Source organism: uncultured Kushneria sp. (assembly GCF_947497025.1).
Taxonomy (GTDB): Bacteria; Pseudomonadota; Gammaproteobacteria; order Pseudomonadales; family Halomonadaceae; genus Kushneria.
The window spans coordinates 143,167-169,418 of sequence record NZ_CANMFC010000005.1 but is presented as its reverse complement, the minus strand read 5'-3'; the positions used below and the strand labels follow the sequence as shown (position 1 = coordinate 169,418).

At 63.2% G+C, this 26,252-nt stretch carries 23 protein-coding genes; 9 read left to right on the top strand and 14 right to left on the bottom strand.

The features are described 5' to 3' along the window. Positions 1 to 206: 206 nt before the first annotated feature. Both Q0931_RS11110 and Q0931_RS11105 read left to right on the top strand, forming a co-directional pair. A complete protein-coding gene (locus tag Q0931_RS11110) occupies positions 207 to 1,877 on the top strand; it encodes a BCCT family transporter (protein WP_299260262.1) in 1,671 nt (556 codons plus the stop codon). A 342-nt stretch (positions 1,878 to 2,219) separates the two neighbouring features. Then, positions 2,220 to 3,857, top strand: a complete 1,638-nt coding sequence (locus Q0931_RS11105; protein WP_299260260.1) for a BCCT family transporter — start codon at positions 2,220 to 2,222, stop codon at positions 3,855 to 3,857. A gap of 100 nt (positions 3,858 to 3,957) precedes the next feature. Here Q0931_RS11105 and Q0931_RS11100 read toward each other — a convergent pair whose 3' ends face one another. Together Q0931_RS11100 and Q0931_RS11095 are read right to left on the bottom strand one after the other, a co-directional pair. Beyond that, the gene (locus tag Q0931_RS11100; protein ID WP_299260258.1) at positions 3,958 to 4,713 is read right to left on the bottom strand and encodes a 3'-5' exonuclease; all 756 of its coding nucleotides are present in this window, start codon (positions 4,711 to 4,713) and stop codon (positions 3,958 to 3,960) included. Beyond that, a complete protein-coding gene (locus Q0931_RS11095; protein ID WP_299260256.1) occupies positions 4,713 to 6,638 on the bottom strand; it encodes a putative nucleotidyltransferase substrate binding domain-containing protein in 1,926 nt (641 codons plus the stop codon). The genes Q0931_RS11100 and Q0931_RS11095 overlap by 1 nt, the downstream gene beginning before the upstream one ends. A 233-nt stretch (positions 6,639 to 6,871) precedes the next feature. On the opposite strand from Q0931_RS11095, the gene Q0931_RS11090 reads away from it, so the two are divergent. From Q0931_RS11090 to Q0931_RS11075, 4 genes are all read left to right on the top strand, one after another. After that, positions 6,872 to 7,198, top strand: a complete 327-nt coding sequence (locus Q0931_RS11090) for a DUF485 domain-containing protein (protein WP_299260254.1) — start codon at positions 6,872 to 6,874, stop codon at positions 7,196 to 7,198. Next, positions 7,195 to 8,862 carry a cation acetate symporter gene (locus Q0931_RS11085; RefSeq protein ID WP_299260252.1) on the top strand — a complete coding sequence of 556 codons (1,668 nt, stop codon included), beginning with the start codon at positions 7,195 to 7,197 and terminating at the stop codon, positions 8,860 to 8,862. Before Q0931_RS11090 ends, Q0931_RS11085 begins: the two co-directional genes overlap by 4 nt. A gap of 172 nt (positions 8,863 to 9,034) precedes the next feature. Further along, positions 9,035 to 10,309 carry an Nramp family divalent metal transporter gene (locus Q0931_RS11080; RefSeq protein WP_299260249.1) on the top strand — a complete coding sequence of 425 codons (1,275 nt, stop codon included), beginning with the start codon at positions 9,035 to 9,037 and terminating at the stop codon, positions 10,307 to 10,309. A 22-nt stretch (positions 10,310 to 10,331) separates the two neighbouring features. Beyond that, entirely contained in the window at positions 10,332 to 11,027 is a 696-nt protein-coding gene (locus Q0931_RS11075; RefSeq protein WP_299260247.1) for a glutathione S-transferase family protein, read from the top strand. 23 nt (positions 11,028 to 11,050) lie between these two features. On the opposite strand, the gene Q0931_RS11070 is transcribed toward Q0931_RS11075, so the two are convergent. The 3 genes from Q0931_RS11070 to cbiE are packed head-to-tail and all read right to left on the bottom strand — an operon-like array spanning position 11,051 to position 13,678. Next, positions 11,051 to 11,590: a hypothetical protein gene (locus Q0931_RS11070; RefSeq protein ID WP_299260246.1), complete on the bottom strand. Its 540-nt coding sequence runs from the start codon at positions 11,588 to 11,590 to the stop codon at positions 11,051 to 11,053. A 10-nt stretch (positions 11,591 to 11,600) separates the two neighbouring features. Then, positions 11,601 to 12,392 carry a precorrin-4 C(11)-methyltransferase gene (gene cobM / locus Q0931_RS11065; protein WP_299260243.1) on the bottom strand — a complete coding sequence of 264 codons (792 nt, stop codon included), beginning with the start codon at positions 12,390 to 12,392 and terminating at the stop codon, positions 11,601 to 11,603. Further along, positions 12,389 to 13,678, bottom strand: coding sequence for a precorrin-6y C5,15-methyltransferase (decarboxylating) subunit CbiE (gene cbiE / locus Q0931_RS11060; protein WP_299260241.1), 1,290 nt, complete (start codon positions 13,676 to 13,678; stop codon positions 12,389 to 12,391). The genes cobM and cbiE overlap by 4 nt, the downstream gene beginning before the upstream one ends. A gap of 112 nt (positions 13,679 to 13,790) precedes the next feature. Between cbiE and Q0931_RS11055 the strand changes: the two genes are divergently transcribed. Beyond that, on the top strand, positions 13,791 to 14,564 hold the full coding sequence (locus Q0931_RS11055) for a cobalt-precorrin-6A reductase (RefSeq protein WP_299260239.1): 774 nt from the start codon (positions 13,791 to 13,793) through the stop codon (positions 14,562 to 14,564). Here Q0931_RS11055 and cobJ read toward each other — a convergent pair. The 4 genes from cobJ to Q0931_RS11035 form a co-directional block, all read right to left on the bottom strand. Then, positions 14,553 to 15,338 carry a precorrin-3B C(17)-methyltransferase gene (cobJ, locus tag Q0931_RS11050; RefSeq protein ID WP_299260237.1) on the bottom strand — a complete coding sequence of 262 codons (786 nt, stop codon included), beginning with the start codon at positions 15,336 to 15,338 and terminating at the stop codon, positions 14,553 to 14,555. The two genes, Q0931_RS11055 and cobJ, sit on opposite strands and share 12 nt — an antisense overlap. After that, on the bottom strand, positions 15,335 to 16,144 hold the full coding sequence (locus Q0931_RS11045) for a precorrin-2 C(20)-methyltransferase (RefSeq protein WP_299260235.1): 810 nt from the start codon (positions 16,142 to 16,144) through the stop codon (positions 15,335 to 15,337). Before Q0931_RS11045 ends, cobJ begins: the two co-directional genes overlap by 4 nt. Then, positions 16,144 to 16,770, bottom strand: coding sequence for a precorrin-8X methylmutase (locus tag Q0931_RS11040; RefSeq protein ID WP_299260503.1), 627 nt, complete (start codon positions 16,768 to 16,770; stop codon positions 16,144 to 16,146). The genes Q0931_RS11045 and Q0931_RS11040 overlap by 1 nt, the downstream gene beginning before the upstream one ends. 123 nt (positions 16,771 to 16,893) lie before the next feature. Further along, positions 16,894 to 18,351, bottom strand: coding sequence for a hypothetical protein (locus Q0931_RS11035; protein WP_299260233.1), 1,458 nt, complete (start codon positions 18,349 to 18,351; stop codon positions 16,894 to 16,896). 152 nt (positions 18,352 to 18,503) lie between these two features. Between Q0931_RS11035 and Q0931_RS11030 the strand changes: the two genes are divergently transcribed. Continuing rightward, positions 18,504 to 19,154, top strand: a complete 651-nt coding sequence (locus Q0931_RS11030) for a DNA-3-methyladenine glycosylase (RefSeq protein WP_299260231.1) — start codon at positions 18,504 to 18,506, stop codon at positions 19,152 to 19,154. Between the two features lie 75 nt (positions 19,155 to 19,229). Then, the gene (locus Q0931_RS11025; protein ID WP_299260229.1) at positions 19,230 to 19,910 is read left to right on the top strand and encodes a hypothetical protein; all 681 of its coding nucleotides are present in this window, start codon (positions 19,230 to 19,232) and stop codon (positions 19,908 to 19,910) included. Between the two features lie 24 nt (positions 19,911 to 19,934). On the opposite strand, the gene Q0931_RS11020 is transcribed toward Q0931_RS11025, so the two are convergent. The 5 genes from Q0931_RS11020 to flhF all read right to left on the bottom strand — a co-directional run bounded on the left by Q0931_RS11020 (position 19,935) and on the right by flhF (position 26,126). Further along, on the bottom strand, positions 19,935 to 20,900 hold the full coding sequence (locus Q0931_RS11020; RefSeq protein ID WP_299260227.1) for an HlyD family secretion protein: 966 nt from the start codon (positions 20,898 to 20,900) through the stop codon (positions 19,935 to 19,937). Next, on the bottom strand, positions 20,897 to 21,118 hold the full coding sequence (locus tag Q0931_RS11015; RefSeq protein WP_299260225.1) for a DUF1656 domain-containing protein: 222 nt from the start codon (positions 21,116 to 21,118) through the stop codon (positions 20,897 to 20,899). The genes Q0931_RS11020 and Q0931_RS11015 overlap by 4 nt, the downstream gene beginning before the upstream one ends. Next, the gene (locus tag Q0931_RS11010; RefSeq protein ID WP_299260223.1) at positions 21,108 to 23,183 is read right to left on the bottom strand and encodes an FUSC family protein; all 2,076 of its coding nucleotides are present in this window, start codon (positions 23,181 to 23,183) and stop codon (positions 21,108 to 21,110) included. The genes Q0931_RS11015 and Q0931_RS11010 overlap by 11 nt, the downstream gene beginning before the upstream one ends. A gap of 132 nt (positions 23,184 to 23,315) precedes the next feature. Next, positions 23,316 to 23,771, bottom strand: coding sequence for a hypothetical protein (locus Q0931_RS11005; protein ID WP_299260221.1), 456 nt, complete (start codon positions 23,769 to 23,771; stop codon positions 23,316 to 23,318). A 45-nt stretch (positions 23,772 to 23,816) separates the two neighbouring features. Next, entirely contained in the window at positions 23,817 to 26,126 is a 2,310-nt protein-coding gene (flhF, locus tag Q0931_RS11000) for a flagellar biosynthesis protein FlhF (RefSeq protein WP_299260219.1), read from the bottom strand. Positions 26,127 to 26,252 lie beyond the last annotated feature (126 nt).

The window sequence follows — 26,252 nt, the reverse complement described above, 5'->3', positions numbered from 1 at the left end:
CGCCCTTGGCGCGCGGCGTCGTGTATCCGTGATTATTTCTCTCAAATTTCATCGATGAAAAGCTCAAGGAGCCATGAGTATTTTTTGACAGCGTCTACCCTGCTAACCGAAATCACAAAAACATACGGGACAAACCCGATCTGATACTTATTCGACCCGTTTCGTCCTGCGACGTTATTGGGGCGTGAAAAAGGAGAACAACACTGGTGCAAGAATCGGAAAATAAAAAGAAGGACAAGAATGAGGCAAGTGACACCGGAAAGGGGATTCCGGAGCCCACCGGCGACGCCAACCTGATCGATACTGACTACGTCATCGGTCAGGACAACTTTCAGGGCAAAATGCTTTTCAACGTGGACCTGCACGGCAAGGTCTTTGGCATCTCGGCACTGCTGATTGTGCTGTTTGTGGTGTTGACGCTCGCCCTGCAGGAAGAGGTTTCGCCCATTTTCAACGGTGTACGTGAATGGCTGATGGCCAATATGTCGTGGTTCTTTCTGACTGCGGCCAACATTTTTGTAGTACTGGCGGTCGGGCTGATTTTTACACCACTGGGCAAGGTGCGTCTGGGTGGTGCCGAGGCGACGCCGGATCACTCCTATATTGGCTGGTTTGCCATGCTCTTTGCCGCCGGCATGGGTATTGGCCTGATGTTCTATGGGGTCTCCGAGCCCATCTCGCACTATGACACCGCCATGGCAGGCATTACCGTGGAAAACGGCGTGCGTATCGACTGGGCGCCGCTGGGCGCTGCTGCCGGCAATGCAGCTGCGGCCAAAGAACTGGGCATGGCAGCCACCATTTTGCACTGGGGCCTGCACCCCTGGGCCATCTATGCCATCGTAGCGCTGTCCCTGGCGCTTTTTTCCTACAACAAGGGATTGCCGCTCACCATCCGATCAATTTTCTATCCGATACTGGGTGAGCGCATATGGGGCTGGCCCGGCCATGCCATCGATATTCTGGCCGTATTCTCTACGCTGTTCGGACTGGCCACTTCACTGGGTTTCGGTGCAGAGCAGGCCACCGCCGGTCTGCATTACCTGTTTGATGTGCCCGATACCAACGTGACACGCGTACTACTGATCACGGGCATCACGCTGATTGCCCTGTGCTCGGTCGTGGCAGGGGTTAACAGCGGCGTAAAACGTCTCTCCGAGCTCAACATGGGTCTGGCGTTTTCATTGCTGCTGTTTGTCTTTTTCGCAGGCCCCACGATGGATCTGGTCAGCGGCTTTTTCACCAACCTGCTTTCCTATGCCACGCATCTGCCAGCGCTTTCCGTACCCTTTGGTCGTGAAGATGTAGAATATACCCGTGGCTGGACTGCCTTTTACTGGGCGTGGTGGATCAGCTGGTCACCATTTGTCGGCATGTTTATTGCACGCGTCAGCCGCGGGCGAACAGTACGCGAGTTTCTGATTGCCGTACTGATCGTACCGACGCTGGTCTGTGTGCTGTGGATGACCGTGTTCGGCGGTACCGCGATTGGCCAGGTCGAAAGCGGGCTGAGCGATGTTGCTGACGCTGCGCTGGAGCTCAAACTGTTCGCGATGCTCTCGCACCTGCCGCTGTCCACGATCACCTCACTGATCGGCATCTTGCTGGTGATGGTGTTTTTCATTACCTCCTCGGATTCCGGTTCACTGGTCATTGACACCATCACCGCTGGGGGCAAGATCGACGCACCGACCTCACAGCGTGTGTTCTGGGCGCTGATCAGCGGTGTGATCGCCATTGCACTGCTGCTGGGTGGTGGTCTGGGTGCGCTTCAGGCCATGGTTATTTCGACCGGTTTGCCTTTTGCCATTGTGTTGCTGCTGGGCTGTTTTGGAATCGTCAAGGGCTTGATGTCAGAGCCGCGTAATCAGGATTAATGTCATTTTGAAACAATGACATTAAACAGGGAGCTGCCCATGGGCGGCTCCATTTTTTTGCCGATTTTATCGATGCCAGTGGATTGTGGCGACAAGCGGCGACCCCGGCTGAGCCGACAACAACATAAAATAAAACGTACACTATCGGCGCTTTTCCATAACGCTAAATTGGTAACGTCAAACGAGCAGATCGCGCATGAAGGATTGTCATGCTGCGTATTTCACTTACACTCTGTCGCAATCAGGGGTTCAATCTATCAATTCATATCATTATTTTTACTACACTGGGCTCTGTCGTCGCCTGCCCAGACCGTTTTCTTACGACTGCAATGGAGAAATGCCTTGAGTCAGACACCCGGAAACAATGATAACGAGAAAGACCAAACCAGTGAGGGCATACCCGCTCCCACAGGCAAGGCCAATCTGATCGATACTGACTATGTCATTGGTCAAGACAATATTCAGACCGACAAGTTCGGTTTCAGTGTTGATCTTCACGGCAAGGTCTTTACCGTCTCCTCGCTGGTCATTTTGCTGTTCGTCATCGTCACGCTCGCACTGCCGGAGCAAATGGCTCCGATATTCAACGGTGCCAAAAGCTTTCTGACCGACAATCTCAGCTGGCTGTTTCTCTTTGCAGCCAACATTTTTGTCATCCTTGCGGTAGTGCTGATCTTTACGCCGCTGAGCCGAGTGCGCATCGGCGGTATGCATGCCAAACCGGATTTCAGTTACGCTGGCTGGTTCGCCATGCTGTTTGCCGCCGGGATGGGCATCGGCCTGATGTTCTACGGCGTCTCGGAGCCGATTACGCATTTCGGCACATCCATGACCGGTGACTCCTGGGCGCCTTTGGGCGGCGCAGAAGGCAACCAGGCTGGTGCGCAGTCGTTGGCGATGGCCGCGACCATCTTCCACTGGGGCCTGCACCCGTGGGGCATCTACGCCATCGTGGCGCTATCGCTGGCCCTGTTTTCCTATAACAAGGGCCTGCCGCTGACCATGCGCTCGATCTTCTACCCGATTCTGGGTGAGCGTATCTGGGGCTGGCCGGGCCATGTCATCGATATTCTTGCAGTATTTGCAACACTCTTTGGCCTTGCGACGTCCCTGGGGCTTGGCGCCTCTCAGGCCTCCGCCGGTCTAAACTATCTATTCGGCACGCCCAATACCGATGTCACCATGGTGATACTGATCATCGGGATCACGCTGGTGGCCCTGCTCTCGGTCATGCTGGGGGTCGACAAAGGGGTACAGCGCCTGTCGCAGATCAATATGGCACTTGCCTTTCTGCTGCTGCTGTTCGTCATCTTCGTCGGTCCCACGATGCTCATTGCCACCGGCTTTATCGAGAACATGGGCTCGTATCTCAAGAACCTGCCTGGGCTGGCGATGCCTTTCGGCCGTGAAGACAGTGACTTCGTTCATGGCTGGACGGCCTTCTACTGGGCCTGGTGGATCTCCTGGTCCCCGTTTGTGGGCATGTTCATCGCGCGCGTCAGCCGTGGCCGTACCGTGCGGGAATTCCTGATCGCCGTACTGCTCGTTCCGACCGTTGTCTCCGTAATCTGGATGACCGCCTTTGGTGATACCGCCATCTCACAGCTGACCAACGGTTTCGACGGGGTCAAGGACGCAGCACTGGAGCTTCAGCTCTTCACCATGCTGGGTCAGCTGCCGCTGTCGTCGATCACCTCCTTTGTCGGCATCGTGCTGGTCATGGTGTTCTTCATTACCTCATCGGACTCCGGTTCGCTGGTCATTGACTCCATTACCGCCGGTGGCAAGGTCGATGCGCCCAAGCCACAGCGCGTGTTCTGGGCACTGATCGAGGGCGCCATCGCCATTGCCCTGCTGCTGGGCGGAGGTCTGACTGCGCTGCAGGCTGCCGTTATCACCACCGGGCTGCCTTTCACTCTCGTGCTGCTGGCCGCGTGTTACGCCATCATCCAGGGGCTGCGCTCGGAGCCACGCTACTAGAGTGATCTGAAGTGACAGCGCTTTTTAAGCGCATATAAATAAAAGGCGGCCTTCGGGCCGCCTTTTTCGTGGGGGGAGAATATACGGCCCGGCTGATGCGCTACTCCCAGAGTACGCCCACCGGTGTATCCGGGGCATAGTGCCGGGCAATCTGCGCCTGCAGAAGCTCGGCCGTGGCCAGGGCGTCAATCAGCGCATGGTGGGCCTGATAGGGCGGCAGGTGATAGCGCTCGCGACTGGGATGCAGACGCAGTGACACCGGCCGCCGACCGATCAGTCGCTGAAACCATGTCAGCCGACGATGCTGCCAGGCTTCGATCGCCATGGTATCGATCAGCGGAAACAGCAGCGGCTCCTTTAAATAATGGCGCGCCGCCGCATCGAGAAACTCGCGCTCGATTCGGGTGTAGTGCACCACCACCAGACGGCCGGCGAGCTGTTCGAGCACCTCGCCGACAATCTGGTCAAAGCGCGGCGCATCGGCCAGATCACTATGCGTCAAGCGGTGATAGACCACGGAACGACTGCTGAGCGCGCGCTGCGGTGACACCACCCAGTAACGGCTTTTGGCCACCGGAATGCGGCCAAGCGTAAAGGGCTGCACACCGATACTGACAATACTGTCACGCGATGGATCAAGACCTGTCGTCTCGATATCCAGCGCCACCAGCGGCACCTCGCTGATGGGGGCCTGCGGGTCCAGTGTTCCGGCCCCGAAGTAGTGGGCCAGCCGATCATCACGCGTTTGGCCGTGTCGATCCGCCAGATAGGCCGGCCATTCGGAGACCAGCCGCCCGCGTCGATGCCATTGCCAGCGCCGATAGTGCTTTTGCAGTCGCTGAGGCCAGTCGCGCATCAGCGCCCTCTCTTCCGACTCGAGCTGGAAGGTACCGGGTAGCGGAACTTCAGAAATTTTTGAGCATGGCTGAGCACTTCAAAGGCATCCTTGAGATTATGACGCTCGTGACTTTCGACGTTACTGGGCTTGAGACGATTATCAGGTGACTCATTGCTTTCAATGGCCAGCGCCTGATGACGAATGCGCACCATCGAGATGAATTCAAAGGCGTAGCGCAGCCGATCGTTGACCCCCTCGGGCAGCAGACGCGTTTCGGCAATATCCTTGAGCCGGTCGATGGTATTGTGCGAGGCGGACCCGCAGGCCAGAGCATGGACGCGCACCAGATCGACCAGCGGCGCCGTACCGCGCCGCTTGAGATCGATGGCATCGTTGTGCTGGCCATCCTTTTCCAGAATGAAGGTACGGAAAAGCCCCAGTGGCGGCGTGCGGTTGAGCGCATTGCGGGCCATGGCGGCCAGAAAGAAGGGATTTTGAGGCGCCAGACTGGAAATCAGCTCCTGAAGCGCTTCCACCATGTCAAGCTCGCCATGCACGTAGCCCAGATCAAAAAAGATGGCACTGTGCAGCAATGCTTCGGGGTCGGGGTTTTCAATCCAGTCGCGGAAGTAGCCCTGCCAGACCGACAGCGGCTGACGCCAGCGCTGATTGGTCGCCATGACATCGCCCTTGCACAGGGGATAGCTGCAGGCCGCCAGCCCGTCGCTGACAAAGCGGGCCAGTGACTGGAAATAGGCGTCGTGCTGCTCGGGCACAAAGCTGTTATCCAGGATCATGGCGTGGTCCTGATCGGCAAAGATCGTCTGTTCATCGCGCGCGCACGACCCCAGTACCATGAAGCAGTAAGGGATCGGCGGCGGCCCCAGCTCGGTCTCCCCCAGTTCCAGCAGCTTGCGAATAAAGCTTCGACAGATGGTGGCCATGGTCCGGCCGATCATCTGGGCATCGGCGCCTTCATCCACCAGGCGCGCAAAGGCCAGTGGCAGGTCACCGCTCAGACGCACCAGTCCGGCAAGCCCGGACTGGGTAAAGATCGAACTGACCAGATAGAGGCTGCTGCGGGTCTCATAGCGCATGACATCGCTGAGCTGCAGCACCCCGATCGGTCGACGCCGATAAAGGATGGGCAGATGCTGAATGTTGTGATTGAGCATCGTCATCATGGCCTCATAGATCGAGGCATCCGATTGGGCCGTCATCAGACTGGTCGACATCACCTCGCCCACCGGTGTATCAACGCTGAGGCCTTCCGCCAGCACCCGCACACAGCAATCACGGTCGGTCAAAAGTCCGGCCAGACGGCGCACCTGGCCTTCCTGGGTGGTGAAGTGACGTGGGCCGTTGATCCCCTCCTCCTCCTCACTGAGCACCAGCACGGAGGTCACATTGTCTTCGCGCATGCGCCGCGCCACCTCGCCCACCGGGGTGTGAATATCCACCATGGTCGGCTTGCGCCGGATCAGGCGTCGTACCCGGGTGCTGCTCATCTGATTGTCGTTGCGCTGCTGATCGACCGTCGCCTTGAGGCGGTCGCCGCCGGTTTCGACAAAGTCGGCGAAATCATCGTTTTCGGCGCGAAGTGACTCGAAAAGCTCGGCGGGTACGAAGTAGATCAGCGTGTCCTCGATGGCGCGCACCGGAAACCGAACACGACGATTACGCATGATGTCCGAATAGCCAAAGATGTCGCCTTCCACCAGGCGGTCAAACAGCTGGCCGCTGCGCCTTGAGACTTCAACGGCGCCGCTGCGCACATAGCAAAGCTCGTTGATCTCCTGATCCAGCGCCAGAATGTCGGTGCCTGCCTGGAAATAGCTGATCTCGACCCGAGTGGCCACCTGATCCAGCCACTCATCCTCGAGATATTCAAAGGGCGCGTACTGCGCCATGTGCTGGCGAATTTCCAGCTGCTCGATATCCATTCGCTTGCTGCTCCCTGTCATGCCCTTTGCATATCATCATGGTGACATGCCGCTTTTGATTACCCTGTTCATGGGGCTATTTGATGCGATTGCGATCAGCAACATTTGAGTCCCTGAACGACTCTTTGGTCGAATCACGACTAAAGTGCTCTGCTCTTTCCCCCTGTTTCCGGGCAAGTATTAGTGGCCCCGCACATAAAAACGGTGATCTGCCGGAATAACAAGGATGAGCCATGAATGGACCAACGCACAACGATACCCAGTGGCGCGATATTCAGCGCAATGCCAGCTTCCAGGAGCTGGTGCAAAAGCGCTCCCGTTTTGCCATGACGCTTTCCATCATCATGCTGGGGCTTTACATGGCCTTTATCCTGCTGATCGCCTTTACCCCCGGTGTGCTGGGGGCCCCGATTGCCCAGGGCATGACCACGACCTGGGGCATTCTGATCGGTCTGGGACTGATCGTGGTCGCCATCGTGCTGACCGGACTCTACGTGCGGCGCGCCAACGGCGAATTTGACCGTCTCAATGCCCGGGTGCTCAAGGAGATCGGTCAATGAATACCGTGCTGTTGAAGCTGACACTGTTGGCAGCGGGCAGCCTGCTGACCGGCGCCACTGCCATGGCCGACGCCCTGACCGGGCCCGTGACAAAACAGGCGCTCAACGTGCCGGCCATCATCATGTTTCTGATCTTCGTGGGCATCACGCTTTACATTACCTGGTGGGCCTCAAAAAAGAGCCAGTCGGCGTCAGACTACTATGCGGCCGGGGGTAACATCACCGGTTTCCAGAACGGCCTGGCGATTTCGGGTGACTTCATGTCGGCAGCCTCCTTTCTGGGCATCTCGGCACTGGTATTCACCTCGGGCTATGACGGTCTGATCTACTCGATGGGCTTTCTGGTTGGCTGGCCGATGATCATGTTCCTGATCGCCGAGCGGCTGCGTAACCTGGGGCGCTACACCTTTGCCGATGTGGCCTCCTTCCGTCTGAGCAAGCGACCGGTGCGCATTCTCTCCGCCTTTGGCTCACTGGCCGTGGTTGCGCTTTACCTGATCGCCCAGATGGTCGGCGCCGGCAAGCTGATTCAGCTGCTGTTTGGCCTGAACTATCACATTGCCGTAGTGGTGGTCGGGGTACTGATGGTCTGTTATGTGCTCTTTGGCGGCATGCTGGCTACGACCTGGGTGCAGATGATCAAGGCCGCCATTTTGCTGTTCGGAGCCAGCTTCATGGCCCTGATGGTGCTGATGCACGTAGATTTCAGTATCGAAGGGCTTTTCAATGAAGCGGTGGCCGTGCATGCCAATGGCGCATCGATCATGAGTCCGGGCGGACTGGTCAAGGACCCCATCTCGGCGATTTCGCTGGGGCTGGCACTGATGTTCGGCACCGCGGGGCTGCCCCACATCCTGATGCGCTTTTTTACCGTCGGCAATGCCAAGGAAGCGCGCAAGAGCGTGTTCGTGGCGACCGGCTTCATCGGCTACTTCTACATTCTCACCTTCATCATCGGCTTTGGCGCCATCATTCTGGTAAGCACCAATCCGGCCTTTCAGGACAGTACCGGGGCGATCATTGGCGGCACCAACATGGTGGCGGTGCATCTGGCCAACGCCGTGGGCGGCAGTATTTTTCTGGGCTTCATCTCGGCGGTGGCCTTTGCCACCATTCTTGCCGTGGTGGCAGGCCTGGCACTGGCGGGTGCCTCGGCGATCTCGCATGACCTGTATGCCGGCGTCATCATGAATGACAACGCCGATGAGAAAAAGGAAGTGCGCATCTCCAAGATTTCCGTACTGGTGCTGGGGATCGTGGCCATCGTGCTGGGCATTGCCTTTGAAAGCCAGAACGTGGCCTTCATGGTGGGCCTGGCCTTCTCGATCGCAGCCAGCTGCAACTTCCCGGTGCTGCTGCTCTCCATGTACTGGCGCCGGCTCACCACGCGCGGAGCAGTCATCGGAGGCGGCCTCGGCCTTCTTACTGCCATCGTACTGATGATTCTGGGTCCGACCATCTGGGTACAGGTACTGGGTCACGACACCCCCATCTACCCCTATGACTATCCGGCGCTGTTCTCGATGGCCGTGGCCTTTATCGGCATCTGGCTGTTCTCGGTCACCGACAAATCGGCCTCTGCCGAACGTGAACGCGATCTGTTCGATGCGCAGTTCGTACGCTCCCAGACCGGCATCGGCGCCTCTGGCAGCGTGGCCCACTAATAACCCTCTATCCTTTCTCTCCCTTGCCCCGCCTCGAGCGGGGCTTTTTTTGGTCCGATTTCTGGCCATTGCCCTGCCCCGGAACCCCGTGGGGATAAAAACATGCCGACAGCGCCATCAGGCACATCTCTTGCATGGATAAAAGGTATGCCCATCTGCCACGAGGCCCAACATGAAAACGATGACCACTCACGAAAGCGCCGCCCCGCGGACGCCGGCGTCACTGGGGATTGCCGAGCGGCTGCGTGCACTGGGTCCCGGCGCCATGGTCGCTGCCTGCATTCTCGGCCCCGGCTCAATCACCACGCTCTCGGTCGCCGGGGCCGAATACGGTTTTACGCTGCTCTGGGCCGTGATCGCCGCCTCCGTGGTCGCCTTTTGTTTTCAACGCCCGGTGATCCGATTTACCCTCGCCACGCGGATGTCGGCGATGGAAGGCATTCGCCAGCGTATGGGTCGAAAATGGGCCATTACGCTCTACGTTGCACTCCTTTTGGGCGCCGTGGCCTTTCAGGCCGGCAATTTCACCGGCGCCGCCCTGGCGCTCAATTTTCTGCTGCCGTCGATTCCGATCCTGGTCTGGGTGGGCCTGCTGGCGCTGGCCGCACTGCTGATGTGCTGGGTCGGGGTGTACCGGCTGCTGGAGAACATCAACCGCGTGATCATCGGTCTGATCGTGCTGTCGTTTGTCCTGACGCTGGCACTGGCCGGGCCGGATCCGGGCGAGGTGGCAGCCACCGGGTTCTCCTTTCAGATCCCCGAGGGCAACTACTGGCTGATTCTCGCTCTGATCGCCACTACCCTGCCGCCCAACACCGTGCTGGGGCTGTCGGCCTTCATCAAACGCAAGTATGAAGGCGACACCACCACACCGATGGACAGGCGTCTGGCCCTGTCACGCTTTGATCACACCACCAATGTGGTCATTACCGGCGTGGTCATGGTCGCCATCCTCCTGTGCTCGGCGGCGGCCCTTCATCCGCTGGGCACCGGTGTATCGGGCGCGGCCGACATGGCCGGCCAGCTTACGCCGGTGCTGGGTCAATACGCCGGGGTGCTGTTCTCGCTGGGGCTCTGGGCGGCCGGCTTCTCCTCGGGGCTTTTCAATATCGCCGTGCAGCCGCCGCTGCTGGGCGAGGCCACCGGGCGTAACGAAAGTGCCCGCAGCTCGCGCAACCGTGGCGTCATGCTGCTGGCAGCACTGGCACCGGTGGTGATCGTGGCGCTGTATGGCAGTACGCCCATTGAGCTGATTCTGACCGCGCAGGCGATCAACGGTCTGCTGCTGCCGGCGATCGTGGGGTCGATCTGGGTACTGTGCAATCAGAAAACGCTTTTGGGCGCGCTGTCCAACACATTCAGACAGAACCTGGTCTATGGCGCGGTCATGCTGATTGTCTGCCTGCTGGCGCTGCGGGTATTCCTGGGTATGCTGGGGGTGATCTGACCACCAATGTTCAAGAGGTGTCATGCGCTACCGTCTTCATATCGCCAACAAGAACTATTCGTCATGGTCGATGCGTCCGTGGGTGCTGATGCACGCGCTCGACATTCCCTTTGACGAAGTGCTGACGCCGTTCGAGTACGGCGCGCGCCAGCCCGCTTTTGACGCCTTCTCGCCCACCGGCAAGGTGCCGTGTCTGGTGGATGGACCGCTGACGGTATGGGATTCGCTGGCCATCTGTGAGTACCTTGCCGAGGCAAGCCCCGCCGTATGGCCCCACGAGCCCGTGGCGCGCGCCTTTGCTCGCTGCGCGGCCTCCGAGATGCACTCGGGCTTTCCCGCCCTGCGCGATGAGTGTTCGATGAACTGTCGACTGGTCATTGCGCTGACCACGCCGAGCGAGGCGCTCAAGCGTGATCTCGAGCGTCTCGAGGCGCTCTGGTGTTATGGCCTCGAGCGTTTTGGCGGGCCGTGGCTGGCAGGGGATCGCTTTACCGCCGTTGATGCCTTTTTTGCGCCGGTGGCGGTGCGGCTCAACAACTATCAGCTCACGCTCGGTGAGCAGGCCATGGCCTATGTGGATCGGCTGCTGGCGCATCCATCCGTGTCGGACTGGGTCAACGCCGGCATTCAGGAACCCTGGCGGGAGGCCTCTCACGAAGAGGACTGCATTCGCGATCGAGAGGTCATCAGGGAGCACCGCCCACCTGTCGAGACCTGAGGCCGACTCAGCTCTTTACGACCCTACCGCAGCGTCTCGCCGTCCTGGCGCAGCATCCGGTTGCGCCAGGCATTCACGTGACCGACGAACTCATGACCGCGGTGCACATGGGCAAGCCGGATCGGGTCGGTATCGGTAAAGCGGTTATCGACGTTGATCGGATAGGCCCTTGTGGCCCAGCGTACAAAGCCCGTGCCATAGCTGGCCTGGCGCACATCACGCCAGTTGGTCCCCACAACGCCACGCCGCCAGGGCAGAATGCCGCGATAGCACCAGACACCGTCCTGATCGGTGTAAAGACGCACGCGACGAAGATAGCAGAGCCGATAGATCGAAAGTCCCAGCGCACAGATCGCAAAGGCAATGCCGGCGTAAAACAGGATCTGCGCCGTGATGGGCGTCATCATGATCCAGCGCGGCGAGAGCATCAGCGCGATGCTGATGGCGATGGCCACGACGCCCTTGAGAATGGCGTCGCCGTAGGCCACCCACGACAGCCGGTGTTCCCGAAAGGCGTAAAACGCCTCACTATCAGCGCCCTGCCCGGGCAGATCATTTTGCATGTCGTCTATCTCATCCCTTGTCCGACGGTGTCAGTGCCTCGAGGCCCTCACCGTGGCGAAAGCGCCGGCAATAGCCCGTTTCATAGAGCGCACTGTCGCGAAAAGCACTGTCCCCCAGCGCTGGCCCGACCAGAATCAGTGCACTGCGCTCGATCGGATCCGCCACTAGACGCTCAACCATATCGCCCAGCACGCCCTGAATCATGCGCTCTTCCGGCCAGCTGGCACGGTACACCACCGCCACCGGGCAGTTCGCGCCGTAAAAGGGCGTCAGCCGCGTGACGATCTCTTCCAGGCGATGGATCGCCAGATGAATGGCCAGCGTCGCACCGGTGTCGGCAAAGCGCTCGAGCTGTTCGCGCTCGGGCATTCTGGACGCTCGTCCGGACAGCCGGGTCAGCACCACGCTCTGGGCCACCTCCGGCACCGTCAGTTCACGCTCGATCAGGGCGGCGGCGGCGGAAAAGGCCGGCACGCCGGGCGTCAGGGTGTAGTCAATGCCGCGCTGTTTCAGTCGCCGGAGCTGCTCGGCCAGCGCGCTGTAGACGGAGAGATCGCCCGAATGCAGCCGGGCCACCGCCTCATTGTTCTGATGCGCCCGCACATACTCCCGCTCAATGGCCTCAAGATCCAGCGCCGCGGTATTGATCAGGCGCGCCCCGGGCGGACAGTATTCCAGCAGCTCGGTGGCCACCGTCGAGCCGGCATAGAGACAGACCGGGCACTGCGAGAGCAGACGCTGGCCGCGCACGGTGATCAGATCGGCAGCACCCGGGCCTGCGCCAATGAAATGGACCGTCATGAGCCCCCCTGAAAGTCCATCGGTTTGATCCAGACCCACTGGGTGATGGTGCGTGCCGGCGTCCAGCCGATCATGCTGCCCAGCGGCGCGGTCTGCTCAAGGCTCAGGCGCATCAGTTCACCGCCCAGCAGCCGGTGGCACTCACCCAGCGCCAGCTCGCTTTCCAGCGTGACCGCATTGGCGACCAGCCGCCCGCCGGGGGCCAGCGCATCAAAGCAGCGCGCCATCAGCGCCATGTTGCTGACGCCGCCGCCCACGAAAATGGCCTGTGGGGTGGCAAGACCCTCGAGCGCTTCGGGCGCCTGGCCCGGCACAATCTCCAGGCGCGGCACACCCAGCGTCTCGGCATTGCGACGAATACGCTGACAGCGCGTCTCGTCGCGCTCGATGGCCACGGCCTCCAGCGAGTCATCCAGCAGAAGCCACTCGATGCTGATTGAGCCGGAGCCGGCACCGATGTCCCACAGCCGCTCACCCGGGCGCGGCGACAGCCGGGCCAGCGTCATGGCGCGAATGTCGCGTCGGGTAATCTGGCCATCATGTTCAAAGAGCACATCACTGCGTCCGGGGGCCAGACCGGCCACCGCCGCGTCGCCCTGCTGCACAATCTCGAGTGCCACCACGTTGAGCGCGTCGAACTCGCGTGACTCGCGCGCCAGTGCCTGTGCCGTAAAGCTCTGGATGGTCTCGCGCGGTCCGCCCAGCGCTTCAAGCACGGTCATGCGGCTGTCGCCCATGTTGCGCTCGGTGAGCATGCTGGCCATCAGGGCAGGCGCCGCGCCATCGCTGGTGAGCGCCACGATGCGAACGCCGTGATGCAGATGGCCATTGAGACGGCTCATGGCCCGCCCGTGCAGCGACAGCAGCCGGCTTTTCTGCAGTGGCCAGCCCAGGCGGGCACAGGCCAGCGAAAAGGCCGACGGTGCCGGGAATACCACCATTTCGCTGGCCGGCACGTATTCCGACAGGGTCGAGCCGATGCCATAGTGAAAGGGATCGCCCGAAGCCAGCACGCACACCGGCTGTCCGCGCAGCGCCAGCAGTTGATCGATGCCTGCGCTCAGCGGCGAAGGCCAGGCGATCGGCGTGCCGTGAATCAGCGTGGCGGTCAGCGCCAGATGCCGGGTGCCGCCAAAGACCACCGAAGCCCGACTGATCGCTTCGCGCGCCTTTTCACACAGCTCCTCGGGGCCGGACTCCTGAATGCCGACGATGGAAAGCCAGGCACCGTGAAGGTTGCCATCGCCTGCCGCTGGCGCGTCAAAGGGGGCATCACTGAGGCTCATGCATCACTCTCCTGTTATATTGCGTGCCCTGCCGGCATACCCATTGGGTGTACGATGACCGGGGCTTTTTGCGTTTCCATCATTACTGAACGGATCACGACGTTGACCGGCCATGTCTGCAACCTCTTCTCATCATAAACGCCTCCTGCTGCTGGGCGGTACGCTGGAAGCCCGCCGGATTGCCGCGCGACTGGCCGGCGAACCCGCGGTCTCGGTCACCCTGTCACTGGCCGGACGCACCCGCATGCCCATCGACAATGGCGTGACCACCCGCAGCGGCGGATTTGGCGGTGTGACCGGGCTGGTGCACTGGCTTGAGGACCATCGTATCGATGCCGTGATCGTGGCCACCCACCCCTTCGCAGCGCAAATGGCGCACCACGCCCAGCACGCGGCAGCGCATCTTGGGCTGCCCATTGTGCGCGTCACCCGCCCCGGCTGGCAGCGCCAGAAGGGCGACCGCTGGCTGGAATGCGACACCCCGCAGCAGGCGATGGCCCTGCTGGGCGAGACACCCCGTCGGGTGCTGCTCACCTTCGGCCGACAGCAGGCCGCACATTTTGAAGCCGCGCCTCACCATCATTACGTGATTCGCAGCATTGATCCCATCGACCCGCCGCTGGCGCTGCCCCATGTGGATAACTTGATCGCGCGTGGCCCCTTTACGCTGGAACAGGAGCGACGTCTGCTGCGGGAACACGCCATCGACGTGCTGGTGACCAAGCACAGCGGTGGCGAGGCCACCCGACCCAAGCTGGTGGCCGCACGGGAACAGGGCATTGACGTCATCATGATGCGCCGGCCCGCCATGCCGGACACCCCCACCGTAGAAGGGGTCGAGGATGACAGTATGGCGCGGCTGCTCGACTGGCTCTCAGCGTGCTGAGTCGTCAGGCTCGGGGTCGAAGCCGGGCGCAAAACGCGGCGTATAGATCAGTGACGCCTGCCCCGGCCTTGTGACCTCGCGAGTCTCCTCGCTGCCGATGATCACAAGCGTTGCCATATCGGCCTGCTCGGCGCGGGCCCGACCCAGGGTCGTGGTATTGATCTGCTCTTCCGGACGACCGGCAGCGCGGGCGAAAATCACCAGCGTCTCGGGCGCGAGCACCTCGCGTAGTCGCTCAAGCGCCACGCCCAGCTGCCAGGGGCGCGCCTTCGAGATCGGATTGTAAAAGGCCATGACAAGGCCGGCACCGGCACAGGCCAGCAGCCGCCGCTCGATCAGCGCCCAGGGCTTGAGGTTGTCGGACAGCGAGATGGCGGCAAAATCATGGCCCAGCGGCGCGCCACAGGCGGCCGCGGCCGCCAGCATGGCACTCACCCCGGGGACAATCTCGAGCGTCAGGGCGCGCCAGGCCTCGGGACCGCGTTCGATCTGTTCACACACGGCCGAGGCCATGGCAAACACGCCAGGATCACCGCCGGAAAGCATCGCCACGCATTCACCACGGGCCGCCAGTGCCAGCGCCTCGCGGGCACGTGCGCCCTCCTCGCGGTTGTCCGACACCACGCGGCGTGGATCATCATGGGCCATCACCCGATCCACGTAGGGCCCATAGCCGTAAAACCAGTCGGCGCGGGCCAGCGCCTTGACCGCCTGCGCCGTCATGCAGGCGGCCTCGCCCGGCCCCAGCCCGATCACGATCAGCCGACCCCTCATGAGCGCACCGCCAGCGCGTCCAGTGTCACCGGGTGGGTACACTCGGCCCAGCCGGGAATCAGCACGATTGAAAAATACGGGGCCGGGCGGTCATCGCGCTCGATGAGCTTCATGATCTGCTCACCCGCCATGGTGGCGCGCTCGACATACAGCGCGCGCTCCAATAGCCCCACCCGGGCCAGCGCGGCGCGAATGCGCGGCAGGTTGCGCCCGACCTTCATGATCACGGCCGCCTCGCAGCGTGACAGGCGATCCACCAGGGCATCTTCCGCAAGCGTGCCCGGCAGGATGGTCAACACATCATCACCCTGACAGATCGGCACGCCGGCGCTCGACCAGCCGCCGGCCATGCCGGTGACACCCGGAATTACCTCGACCTCGAACCGGTCCCGCAGGCGCACATGCAGATGCATCCAGGAGCCGAAAAAGAGCGGATCGCCTTCCGACAGCACGGCCACGCTGCGCCCGGCGGAAAGCTCTGCCGCCAACCGCTCGGCGCTCTCTTTATAAAATTCGGCGATGGCGTCGCGATAGCCGCTGGAATGGCGATGCAGCTCGGTGGTCACCGGATAATACAGCGCCAGCTCCGGCTGATCGGGACGCAGATGCTCACTGATGACGCGGCGGGCGTTGCTTTGATTGCCGGCCTTGGCAAACCAGGCCACCACATCGGCCTCAGCCAGCACCCGGGCGGCCTTGAGGGTCAAAAGCTCCGGGTCACCGGGGCCGGTGCCCACGCCATAAAGACGCCCGGAGGCGAGCGGCTGGCCGCCGGAAGACGCGGAGAATTCGGGAGTTGATCGCATCAGAGTCGGTCGCTTGCCAGCGCATTGATGGTGGCCGAGGCAATGGCGCTGCCGCCCATGCGTCCGCGCACCGTAATGAAGGGAATGTCGAGCCCGGCATCAATCAGGGCCTGCTTGGACTCTACCGCGCCCACAAAGCCCACCGGCACCCCGATGATGGCGGCCGGGCGCGGCGCGCCCTGATGGAGCAGATCCAGCAGATGAAAGAGCGCCGTCGGCGCGTTGCCGATGACGACTACCCCACCCTCAAGCTGATCGCCCCAGAGCTCGATGGCCGCCGCCGTGCGGGTGTTGCCGATCCGTGCCGCCAGCGCCGGCGTGCGCGCATCATGCAGGGTGCAGACCACGTCGTTGTCGGCCGGCAGCCGGGCACGGGTGACGCCCCGCTCGACCATGCCAGCGTCGCACAGGATCGGGGCACCCTGAAAAATCGCCTCACGCGCCCGGACAATATCGCCACCGCCAAAAACAATCTGCTCGGCCAGCGCCACCACACCGCAGGCGTGAATCATGCGCACGGCCACCTCGGCTTCAAGCGGCGAAAAGCGCACCAGATCCGCCTCCGAGCGAATAATGGCAAACGACTGACGATAGATGGCCTGCCCATCATGTTCGTACTCATGCAGGGAACGTTTGGCAGGTGCGTCATGGGTGCCATGGCGATCGGTCATGGGTTCCCTCGTCTTCAGGATGGGTGTCAGGGCGGTCAGGCGCGCCATTCTACCCTGGCGCCGCCTCAGCGTCCGCCCTTACACGCCGCCGCCATGACGACTGTCGTCATTACCACTGCCGCCATTACCGTCGTTGCCATTACCGTCGTTGCCATTACCACTGCTGCCCGTGCGCAGCAGTGCCACGAGGCGCTCCTCGCCCACCCGGGTCAGGGCCGCCTCCTCCAGCGGCAGCGCATGACCCTCCCGGGCCAGCGCCCGGGCGAGGTATTCAAACGCCGCCACCAGCGATGCGGTGTCCTCGGCCACCAGCCGGGGCACCCCGCGCGGATTGCCCTGAAACACCAGGCCGATGCCGCGGGCCATCCCGACCAGCGTGAACGTGGCCTGATCCAGGCTGGCGCAACCCTTGGCGCAGCCGGACAGGTGCAGTCGGACCGAACCATCAAAGAGCGTCGACCAGCGCTCGCTCAGGGCGCGGGCCGTCTGATGAGTGCTCATGAAAGCGCTGGCGCAGCCCGGTGCGCCGGTACAGGCCACGATGGCCAGACGGGCATCATCGTCTGCCACGATCAGACCGGCCTCGCGCGCGGCCCGGATAACCGCCCGGATATCGGCATGCTCCTGGCATAGAAGCCGCCAGTGCCGCCCGGGCGCGGCGGCAAAGCTCAGCACCCCCAGACTCATGGCCTGACGCGTAAAGCGCAGCAGCGCCAGCGCCGGCATCTGTCCGAACGGCCAGACCACATCCAGCACGTCACGCTGGCGTCGGGCGCCGGCATCCGGCCCCTGATACAGACCGCTGCGCGGTGGCGGCGCGCCGGGGCGACAGCCCAGAAGATCATAAAGCGCATAGACCGACACCTCGGCCAGCAGATGATGCGCACGGGCTCTGGGGCCGAGCATGTCGATCTGGCTTAAAAGTCCCAGCACGGCACTGGCCAGCTTGGACGCCACCATCCAGCCCAGCCAGGTGGCGCTGCCGTGATCACCGGCCAGGCCGATCCACCCGCCGCGGGCACCGTCCAGACGCACATGGACATCACCGGAGAGCCCGGCCAGCCCGGCCCAGCCACCGGCGTCGATCACCACGGCGCACTTGGGCGCAAGCGTTACCGGCGCACCGGTCAGGATCCGACCGCGCAGCCGACGCGCCAGCTGTCGTGTGGGCGCATCAATGGCTTCATCGACGTCCAGCAGCGGATCAATCGATACCGCCGGCGCGCCGCTTTCCAGCCAGTGGCGCGACAGCCGCCGGGTGAGGTAATCGGCAAGCTCACGGTGGCCGCCTTCGGCCAGACCGCGCAGCTGCAGATTGCCGCGCCGCGTGACCTCGATCAGCCCATTGCCAAAGCGCTCGGCCGCCTCGCACAGCGTGATGACATCGTCTCCTTCAAGCGGTGCCATCAACGGCGGCAGGCGCGCCAGCCAGCCATCCCCGGTCTCCATGGGCGTGGCCAGCGACGGGCAGGCCCCTCGCGCGCCCTGCCAGCCGGGCAGGCGCCTTTCATTGAAGTCGTGCGGTTCTGGCAGCATGAGCGTTCAACCACGAAAGAGATGAAAAAAATCGGACAGCCCGACACGGCGAAACGCGCCGGGCTCGTCCATTATGGGGGCCATGCTATCGCATCCCCTGACTCCGAAGGCACCGAATGCTTTCGCGCAAGACGCATCGACAAGGAGGTTCAATGCCCGCTGTACCCGCGCCGGCCCCGTTGCCCAGAAGCTTTTATGACCGTCCGACCCTGGAGGTCGCCCGCGACCTGCTGGGGTGTCATCTCATTGTCGATGACGGCCAGCAGCGCCTGATCGGCCGGATCACCGAAACCGAAGCCTATCTTGGGTTCATGGATACCGCCTGCCACTCCTCGCACGGGCGCACCCAGCGCACCGAGATCATGTTCGGCGCGCCGGGCCATGCCTATGTCTACCTGATCTACGGCATCTACGACATGCTTAATCTGGTGACCGAGGCCGTGGGTGACCCCTGCGCGGTGCTGGTTCGTGCCATCGAGCCGATTCAGGGCGAAGACACCATGATCGAGCGGCGCAACGGCAAGCGCGGCCGGGACATGCTCAACGGCCCCGGCAAGCTGACCCGCGCCATGGGCATCACAAAGGCCGCCTTCAATCACTGCGATGTCTGCAGCGGCGAAGGGATCTGGATCGAGCCGGGCACACCGGTGACCGATGACGATATTGTTCTGGGGCCGCGCATCGGCATCGACTACGCCGAGCCCGAGCATCGCGACGCGCCCTGGCGTTTACGCATTGCGACGCCACAACTGCGCCGCCAGCTTGAGCGACAGGCGGCAAAAAAGGCGACGACCGGAGAGTAACCCCGGCATGGCGCGGCCCGTACTCTGCCAGGCTAGAATAAAGGCTGCACCGAACGACTCCCGGGAGGGGCCGTCATGACATCGTTAAAGGCAGGGTTTGTCGCAGGATTGATCGCTTCAGTGCTGAGCGGCGCAGTGCTGGCCGATGACCAGGGGCCAGTACGCTCGCATTTTTCTCAGGACCGCTCGCATTTCTCGCAGCACCAATCATATTTTTCACAAAACCAGTCACAGTTTCGCCAGAACGACGCCTTTGGTGAACGGGGCTGGCAGCAGGCCGGTCGCCCGGGGTTTGATGGTCGACCCGGATTCGATGGTCGCCCCGGTTTCAACAACCGCCCGGGTTTTGACGGCCGTCCCGGCCATGGCGGACCGCCGGGGTATCACGGCCAGTGGGGCTACGACGGGCGTCCCGGGTTTGGCTGGCACCGCCCGCAGCGCATCGACACCGATGAGCAGCTGAGACGACAGTACGACCGTCTCTACGATGGCCAGCGTCGTCAGTTCGACCGCGAACGTCAGGCCACCATTTACGGCACCGCCCCACACCGGTTCCATCGTCCTGATCAGTGGCAGCCCTCGCCCTATCCGGCGCCAGGCGGCTATCGGCCACCCTCGGGCAGCTATCCGCTGCCACCGCATGGCTACCCGCTGCCCGGCCAGTCGCGACCGCCCGCGTTCAGCCATCCCGACCGTGGCGTTGACCTCTATTCGGACCCGCGCGGACCGGCACCGGCCACGCCCTACACCCGCTAGCCCCGGAGCTTTCCGGGCCGGGGCCTAGATATCGAACAGCCTTTCCAGCTGGCGACGCAGCGACGCGCCCCAGCCGCGCTCGTCCGGTTCATGACCGGGGGCATCGACGTAGATGGTCGCGGTCTGACCGGCGGAGAGCACCAGATCATCAGGCACGTTTTCCAGCCGGATGCGCACCGGAATCCGCTGGGACAGGCGCACCCAGTCAAAGGAAGGATTGACGGCGGCCAGTCCGCTCGACTGTCCGGTCAGGCTGTTATCGACGATACCGCGGGCAATCGAGTCCACATGACCCTGGAGCTCCCGGTCGCGCCCCAGCAGGCGTACGCGCGCCGGGTCGCCGGGATGAATGCCCCCGAGCTTGGTCTCCTCGAAGTAGCCCAGCGCGTAGAAGCTGTGCTGATCCACCAGCGTCATGGCCTGAGTGCCGGCGCTGACATACTGCCCGGGCCGCAGCTGCTGGTTGGTCACATAGCCATCCACTGGCGCGCGCACCGTTGAGCGATCAAGATCCAGCCTCGCGGCCCGCACGGCCACCTCGGCGTTTTGAACGCCTGCCTGGGCCGATCGATACTCAAAGCGGGCGTTGTCGCGCGCCTCCTGGGAGACATAATTATTGAGCCGATCACGTCGGCTGCTGGTCGCCTTTGCCTCGTCGCGCTGCTCCTGAAGCTGCGCCAGCCTGGCCTTCGCCTGATCCAGGGCGAGCTGATAGCGGGCCTGGTCGATGGTGAAAAGCACATCGCCCTTTTGGACCAGGTCGTTGTCGTGAACTTCCAGCGTATCGACCAGCCCCGAGACATCTACGCCGACCTGCACGATATCGGCGCGAATACGGCCGTCGCGCGTCCAGGGGTCATGCATGTAGTGATGCCATATCCACCACGCTGCCAGCAGTGCCGCCACGACCAGCAACAGCGTCAACACCATGCGCAGGGTGCGCCCTGCCAGCGCAGACACGCCCTTCATACCCGACTCCTTGTCCGTCATGCCCTTCCTCCTGCCGGCAGTGCGCCGCCGAGCATCAGTACCGCCCACAACAGCAGCGTAAAAATGGCGATATCGGCCAGCACCGGCTGCCAGAAAAATCGATACAACGCGAAATACGACATCACCCGGCGCACGCCCCAGAACAACAGCAGCGCCAGAAACACCGGCACAAACAGGGGCGGTGTCAAAAACCCCAGAAACGACCACTCATCGAGCATCCATGGCTCCTTGTTCGTCATCGGCCTGCGCCAGCGCCTCGCGGGCCTGCGCCGCGGCGCCGGGCAGATCCCGCAGCAGGTGCGAGAGCATCTCGAACTCCCCGATCAGCGCCATGGGCAGTGGCTCAATCTCGTAAAGGGCGGCCGCCCGGGCCTCACTGTCCGCCGCCAGACGCTGCCAGGCCTTTTCATCGCGCCCGGCCCGGGGCAGCTGTCGGCCCAGATCAAACACCCAGCGCTCGATATCGCGCTGGTGGGGCCCGCTCTGGCGAGCCAGCCGTCGCAGTCGCCACAGGCACATGGCCAGGGCATGCAGGTCCACCGCTTCACGCAGCATCTGCTCACCGCTGCCCAGCGCCAGCAAACGGCCCAGCCGGTCGTACAGTCGGCTTTCAAGCCAGGCCCGCGACGGCAACCGCCGCGCACGGGTGACGCGCTCGAGCCCGCGCCAGTAGGCGGCCACCAGCGTCTCCAGTCGCTGCGCCGGGGTGCGCTGGCGAAAGAGCGAATAGGTCACCATGGTCACGATGGTGCCCAGAATCGAGGCCAGACCGCCGTTGATGAACTGGGTCGGATGAAACACGTAGGTCCGGTGCAGATTCAAAAGCGTCATCAGCGTCACCGCGCCGGCAAGCCCGACCGCGGCGTAGCGCATATGCGGGGTCATCAGGGTGCCGATGACCACCGGCACCGCGAGACTCAGCGCCAGCAGCGGAAACCCGGTGATGGCCGGAAAGACCACATAGGAAAACAGACAGCCAATGATGACCGCCCAGATCGTGCCGGTGAGAAACTGGCGTACCACCGCCGCCGGGTCGGGCGCCTTGGCAAACAGCACGATAAAGACCCCCAGCAGCATCATGGAGAGATACCCCGAGGGCCAGCCGCTGTGAATCCAGAACAGCCCCAGAAGCTCAAAGGCAATGAAGACGCGAAAGGCGTTGTAGCGCGCCACGCCATACTCGGGATGGCGAGTCCGGCGCGGACGGCGCCCGGTCAGCTGTATCAATCGGGCATGGCGATGACGGCGCATGGCAAGGCTCAGCGCCCGACCATGATGCAAAAGCCGCACGACCTCGGCCAGGCGCTCGCGCACCAGGGTGGCCCTGACCCGCATCACGCGCGCCTGTGGCGCCACCAGTGTGTCGATATCAGGCAGAACCGGCAGAGCCGGCAGCTGATCGCCGTGTTCTTTCAGCGCGTCCAGAAAGGGCAGCGTTGCGGCCTGAAGGGCATCGAGGATCTCATCGGCGCCCTCGCAGCGCGACAGCCGGTCGACGGCCTCTTCGAGCTCCCGAAGCCCGGTCATCAGTGCCAGACTGTCACCGGCGAAGCGATCCAGCGCCGGCAAGAGCCGTCGAAAGCGGCGGAACTCGAAGCGCGCCAGCGCGTGCTGGGCCTCGAACTGCTGGTGCTTGCCCATCAGCGCACGCAGCCGTTCGTTGAGCACCGCTCTTGAACGCTTTTCCACCAGCGCCACGCGCACCTCACCGGCGGCGCCTTCGATCAGCGCCTCAAGGGTGCTCGGCAGCGCGTAGCTGCCAAAGCGGGGCACAATGAGCACATGCATCAAAAAACCGGCGCCGATGCCCAGCGCCGTTTCCGTGGTACGCGCCAGCGCCAGATCAAAGATGTTGTCCACGCCGGTGCCGATCGCGGTGAGCGAGACCAGCGTGGCGGTATAGCCGCTGAGCATCATGATGTAGCTGGCCGGCTCATCGTTTAACAGCATCACGCAGAAGGTACAAAACGACAGCCAGGCACCGGCGGCCAGCAGATAGAGCATCGGCTGCTGAGCAAAGAGCGCGATCAGCACCACCCCCATCAGCGCGCCCAGAAAGGTGCCGATCAACCGGCCGATACAGCGATGAATGATGATACCCAGCGGCGGCGTGCCGCCGGTGAACATGACCGGCTGCAGCGTCACGATCATGACGGCCAGAATCGCCCAGGCCGGCTGGGCCAGATCCAGACGCAGCGCCACGTAAAGCGCCAGCCAGACGGCCAGCACGGTGCGCAGCGCCAGCACCCAGTGGTCACCGGTAATACTCGAGACAATTCTCATCGACAATGATCGGCATCGTGAACGACGCATGCCGCCTGGCGGGCATGGAAGCCCACAAGCGGATGGCGACAGGCGCAAGGGAAATATCGTAAGGGTGCAAAGTATTTCATTAACGTCGACCTGACGTCTACCTTAACCCGGGCTCGGAGACGCCATGACCGCCTGGTGCCAGGCGCGCGCATCCTGCAGGAGCCTCACGCCCAGATGCGTGCGCGCGGCGCTGACCAGCCCGGCCACCGCCAGATGATCGGGGGCGGCCAGCAATACGGTGTGTGGCATGCCGGCATGACGAAGTGAGCACAGCGCCTCGGCCAGTGCCGGCGCGCTACGGGCTTCCAGATGGCTCAGATGGAGCACCCACCAGGGAGAAGCCGGGACACTCCCCGGCAGCGGCAAGGACAGCATCAGCGGCCGGGGCTGCCAGACCGTGTCCGGCTCGGGGCAAGGCAGCTGCCGGGCCAGCGTCTGCGTTGCGGTTTTTTCATGCCAGGTCATGACCACCAGCTCGATCGACGAGCCCTGAACGTCCCGCGTTAAGGCGTGCGCCTGCGACCACTGGCGCAGACCGCTGGCCTGATCACCTGACATGGACGTCCCCCCTTGCATGGACGTCACCGTTTAAATGACACCGCCTCACGCACGCGCTCCGCGGGCATCCATCAGCGCATCGCGGGCCGTGAAGGCCTGCATCAAGGCCTCCAGCAGGACGGTGCCGGTGCGCCGCCGTGTGCCGCCGGACAGATTGAACAGCTGGGCGCGCACATCCATCGCCCAGTCCTCACTGCACAGCTCCAGTCGGGTGGCCAGTGCCGCCAGCCCGGAGGCCAGCTGCAGCCGGGTCTCGCGATCACTGCGCGCCACGCCGCTCTCTTCCAAGCGACGCATGGCCTGACGGGTCAGCCCCTCGAGCCCTTCCAGCGCCACGGCCCGGGCCAGCCTCGAGGCCACATCGCGACCGGTCACGGCATTGGAGAGCCAGTAGCGCCGCGCCAGCACCCGGTTGTCGTCAACGTCATGCAGCCTTGCAAACCACACCAGCACCTCGACCGGTGCGCCACTGCCCCGCGTCTCGTAAAGCGCCGGCAGACAGGAGAGCACCATGTTGACCGGGCGGGCGCGCCAGCGGCACTGGCGCTGATCGATCTCGGCGGCAAGCCCCGCCAGATCGACCAGTCGCTGACGCTCGCCCTGATGGCGAACCCGGCGGGCGGCCGTGGCCGCCGCCATCCACAGCTGCCGGTCGGCCGCCAGCCGGTGCATTTCATCGATGGCCGGCGGAGCGGCCATCAGGTGCCAGGCACTCTGGTGGGTCTCGCGCGCCCAGCGCATGCGCGCGGCTTCCGAGGCCGGCAGGCGATGGCGCAGCCAGGTCTGCGGCAGCGGCAGGCCGTGATCATCCAGCGAGACCAGCGGCATGCTCCAGTCCTGCCTGCGCGAGCCGCCCTCTTTCGACCACCACAGGGCGTGCTCTTCTCTTGGCGCGACCGTCAGTGGCGACCTGGCCGCCATATGGGCGGCAAAGCTCTCACCGGCGGCATCATTCACACCATGGGTCCAGAGCTGTTCCAGCAGCGCGGTTCCCGGCGCCCGGCGGGCCAGGGTGTCAAACATGGCGTGCAGCGAACGACCGTGGCTGACCACATCGCGCGACAGGGCATGCGCCTTCGACTGACGCGTCTGCCCGGCCATTTCGGCCAGCGTGGCGGCGTCATACCCAAACGGGGAGGCACTGTCGACCGCGAGCGCCTCAGTCACCAGCGCGGCCACATCCACCGCAGCCAGATCCTCCGGCACCCGCTGGCCGTTGGCCACAAACAGCACCTGCAGCCGATGGCGAGCCAGAATGTCCAGCACGGTGGCCGGCCGGGCGGATTCATCCAGCTTGGTGATGATACAGCCGCGGATCGGCGTGCCGGCCTGTTCGGCGGCCTGCTGATAGGCGGCCACCACCTGTTCGAGGGTGTCGCCGTGGCTGGCCGCGTCCAGTACCAGCAGGGTCTGGATCGGTACGCCCGCCTCCCCCAGCCGTGCCACTTCGGTGGCCAGCCGCGGGTCGCGCTGGCTCATGCCGAGAGTGTCGATCAGGATGGTGCGTTTGGGGGTGGCGCGCTGCATCTGTAACAGTGCGCGACGCGGCGTCATGAGGCGCGCCAGCAGCGCCCCCAGATCGCCGTCGCCTTCCAGTGCATGGACTTCCACGCCCAGCAGACGGGCGTAGATGCGCAGCTGCTCCTGGGCGCCGATACGGTAGCTGTCGGTGGTAATCAGGGCGGCGTCGCGGTTGCCGTGGGCCATCACGTAGCGCGAGGCGAGCTTGGCGGTGGTGGTGGTCTTGCCGACGCCGGTCGGACCGATCAGGGCCATCACGCCGCCCTCGGCCAGCAGGTCGCGGTCAGCGTCCAGCAGTTCAAGCCGAGCGGCCAGCTGACGGCTGATCCAGCCGTTGAGCGCCTCGTCGATGGTCTCTTCAGGTGTGTCGGCAAACTCGGCCGGCAGCAGCGCAATCAGCTCACGCACCAGTGTCTGGCTGAACCCCACGCCGATCATGCGCTGGCGCAGGCGGGTGGCCGGCGTGGTCCGTTCCGGCTCGGCCATCGGTGCAGCGCTCAGGCGGCTGTCGAGCAGATCGCGCATGGCGGCAAATTCATTCATCAGCTGCGCGCTGAAGGCCTGCATCTCCTGCGGTGCGGTCGCCGGGGCCGAAGGCGGGATGGGGGCAGGTTCGGGCGTCACGGGCACCGGTGTAACGGACTCGGGGGCATCAGGTGCGGGCTCGGCCGGATGACCGGTCAGGCTTTCCTGATCGGCGTCGAGCATCGCCACGATCTCGACGCCCCCCTCGACCTGGCGATTGGAGAGAATCAGCGCCTCGTCGCCCAGTGACTCGCGCACCTGACGCATGGCATCGCGTGCGCTGGTGCCGATAAAACGGTGTACCCCCATGCCTGGCTCTCCTGATCGACGGCAGTGGTGCAGGCCGCAGGTGTTGTCCTGGCCTGTCGCCTTCATGTCATGGCGCCAAGGGTGCCATGAGCACGCCCGGGTCAATCAGGAGGAATGAACATGAAT

Excerpts from the sequence above, each read along its gene's own strand:
- Q0931_RS11100 (WP_299260258.1), bottom strand. The coding sequence starts at position 4,713 with ATGCGCGACTGGCCTCAGCGACTGCAAAAGCACTATCGGCGCTGGCAA.
- Q0931_RS11095 (WP_299260256.1), bottom strand. The coding sequence starts at position 6,638 with ATGGATATCGAGCAGCTGGAAATTCGCCAGCACATGGCGCAGTACGCG.
- Q0931_RS11090 (WP_299260254.1), top strand. The coding sequence starts at position 6,872 with ATGAATGGACCAACGCACAACGATACCCAGTGGCGCGATATTCAGCGC.
- Q0931_RS11085 (WP_299260252.1), top strand. The coding sequence starts at position 7,195 with ATGAATACCGTGCTGTTGAAGCTGACACTGTTGGCAGCGGGCAGCCTG.
- Q0931_RS11080 (WP_299260249.1), top strand. The coding sequence starts at position 9,035 with ATGAAAACGATGACCACTCACGAAAGCGCCGCCCCGCGGACGCCGGCG.
- Q0931_RS11075 (WP_299260247.1), top strand. The coding sequence starts at position 10,332 with ATGCGCTACCGTCTTCATATCGCCAACAAGAACTATTCGTCATGGTCG.
- Q0931_RS11070 (WP_299260246.1), bottom strand. The coding sequence starts at position 11,590 with ATGCAAAATGATCTGCCCGGGCAGGGCGCTGATAGTGAGGCGTTTTAC.
- cobM (WP_299260243.1), bottom strand. The coding sequence starts at position 12,392 with ATGACGGTCCATTTCATTGGCGCAGGCCCGGGTGCTGCCGATCTGATC.
- cbiE (WP_299260241.1), bottom strand. The coding sequence starts at position 13,678 with ATGAGCCTCAGTGATGCCCCCTTTGACGCGCCAGCGGCAGGCGATGGC.
- Q0931_RS11055 (WP_299260239.1), top strand. The coding sequence starts at position 13,791 with ATGTCTGCAACCTCTTCTCATCATAAACGCCTCCTGCTGCTGGGCGGT.
- cobJ (WP_299260237.1), bottom strand. The coding sequence starts at position 15,338 with ATGAGGGGTCGGCTGATCGTGATCGGGCTGGGGCCGGGCGAGGCCGCC.
- Q0931_RS11045 (WP_299260235.1), bottom strand. The coding sequence starts at position 16,144 with ATGCGATCAACTCCCGAATTCTCCGCGTCTTCCGGCGGCCAGCCGCTC.
- Q0931_RS11035 (WP_299260233.1), bottom strand. The coding sequence starts at position 18,351 with ATGCTGCCAGAACCGCACGACTTCAATGAAAGGCGCCTGCCCGGCTGG.
- Q0931_RS11030 (WP_299260231.1), top strand. The coding sequence starts at position 18,504 with ATGCCCGCTGTACCCGCGCCGGCCCCGTTGCCCAGAAGCTTTTATGAC.
- Q0931_RS11025 (WP_299260229.1), top strand. The coding sequence starts at position 19,230 with ATGACATCGTTAAAGGCAGGGTTTGTCGCAGGATTGATCGCTTCAGTG.
- Q0931_RS11020 (WP_299260227.1), bottom strand. The coding sequence starts at position 20,900 with ATGACGGACAAGGAGTCGGGTATGAAGGGCGTGTCTGCGCTGGCAGGG.
- Q0931_RS11015 (WP_299260225.1), bottom strand. The coding sequence starts at position 21,118 with ATGCTCGATGAGTGGTCGTTTCTGGGGTTTTTGACACCGCCCCTGTTT.
- Q0931_RS11010 (WP_299260223.1), bottom strand. The coding sequence starts at position 23,183 with ATGAGAATTGTCTCGAGTATTACCGGTGACCACTGGGTGCTGGCGCTG.
- Q0931_RS11005 (WP_299260221.1), bottom strand. The coding sequence starts at position 23,771 with ATGTCAGGTGATCAGGCCAGCGGTCTGCGCCAGTGGTCGCAGGCGCAC.
- flhF (WP_299260219.1), bottom strand. The coding sequence starts at position 26,126 with ATGGGGGTACACCGTTTTATCGGCACCAGCGCACGCGATGCCATGCGT.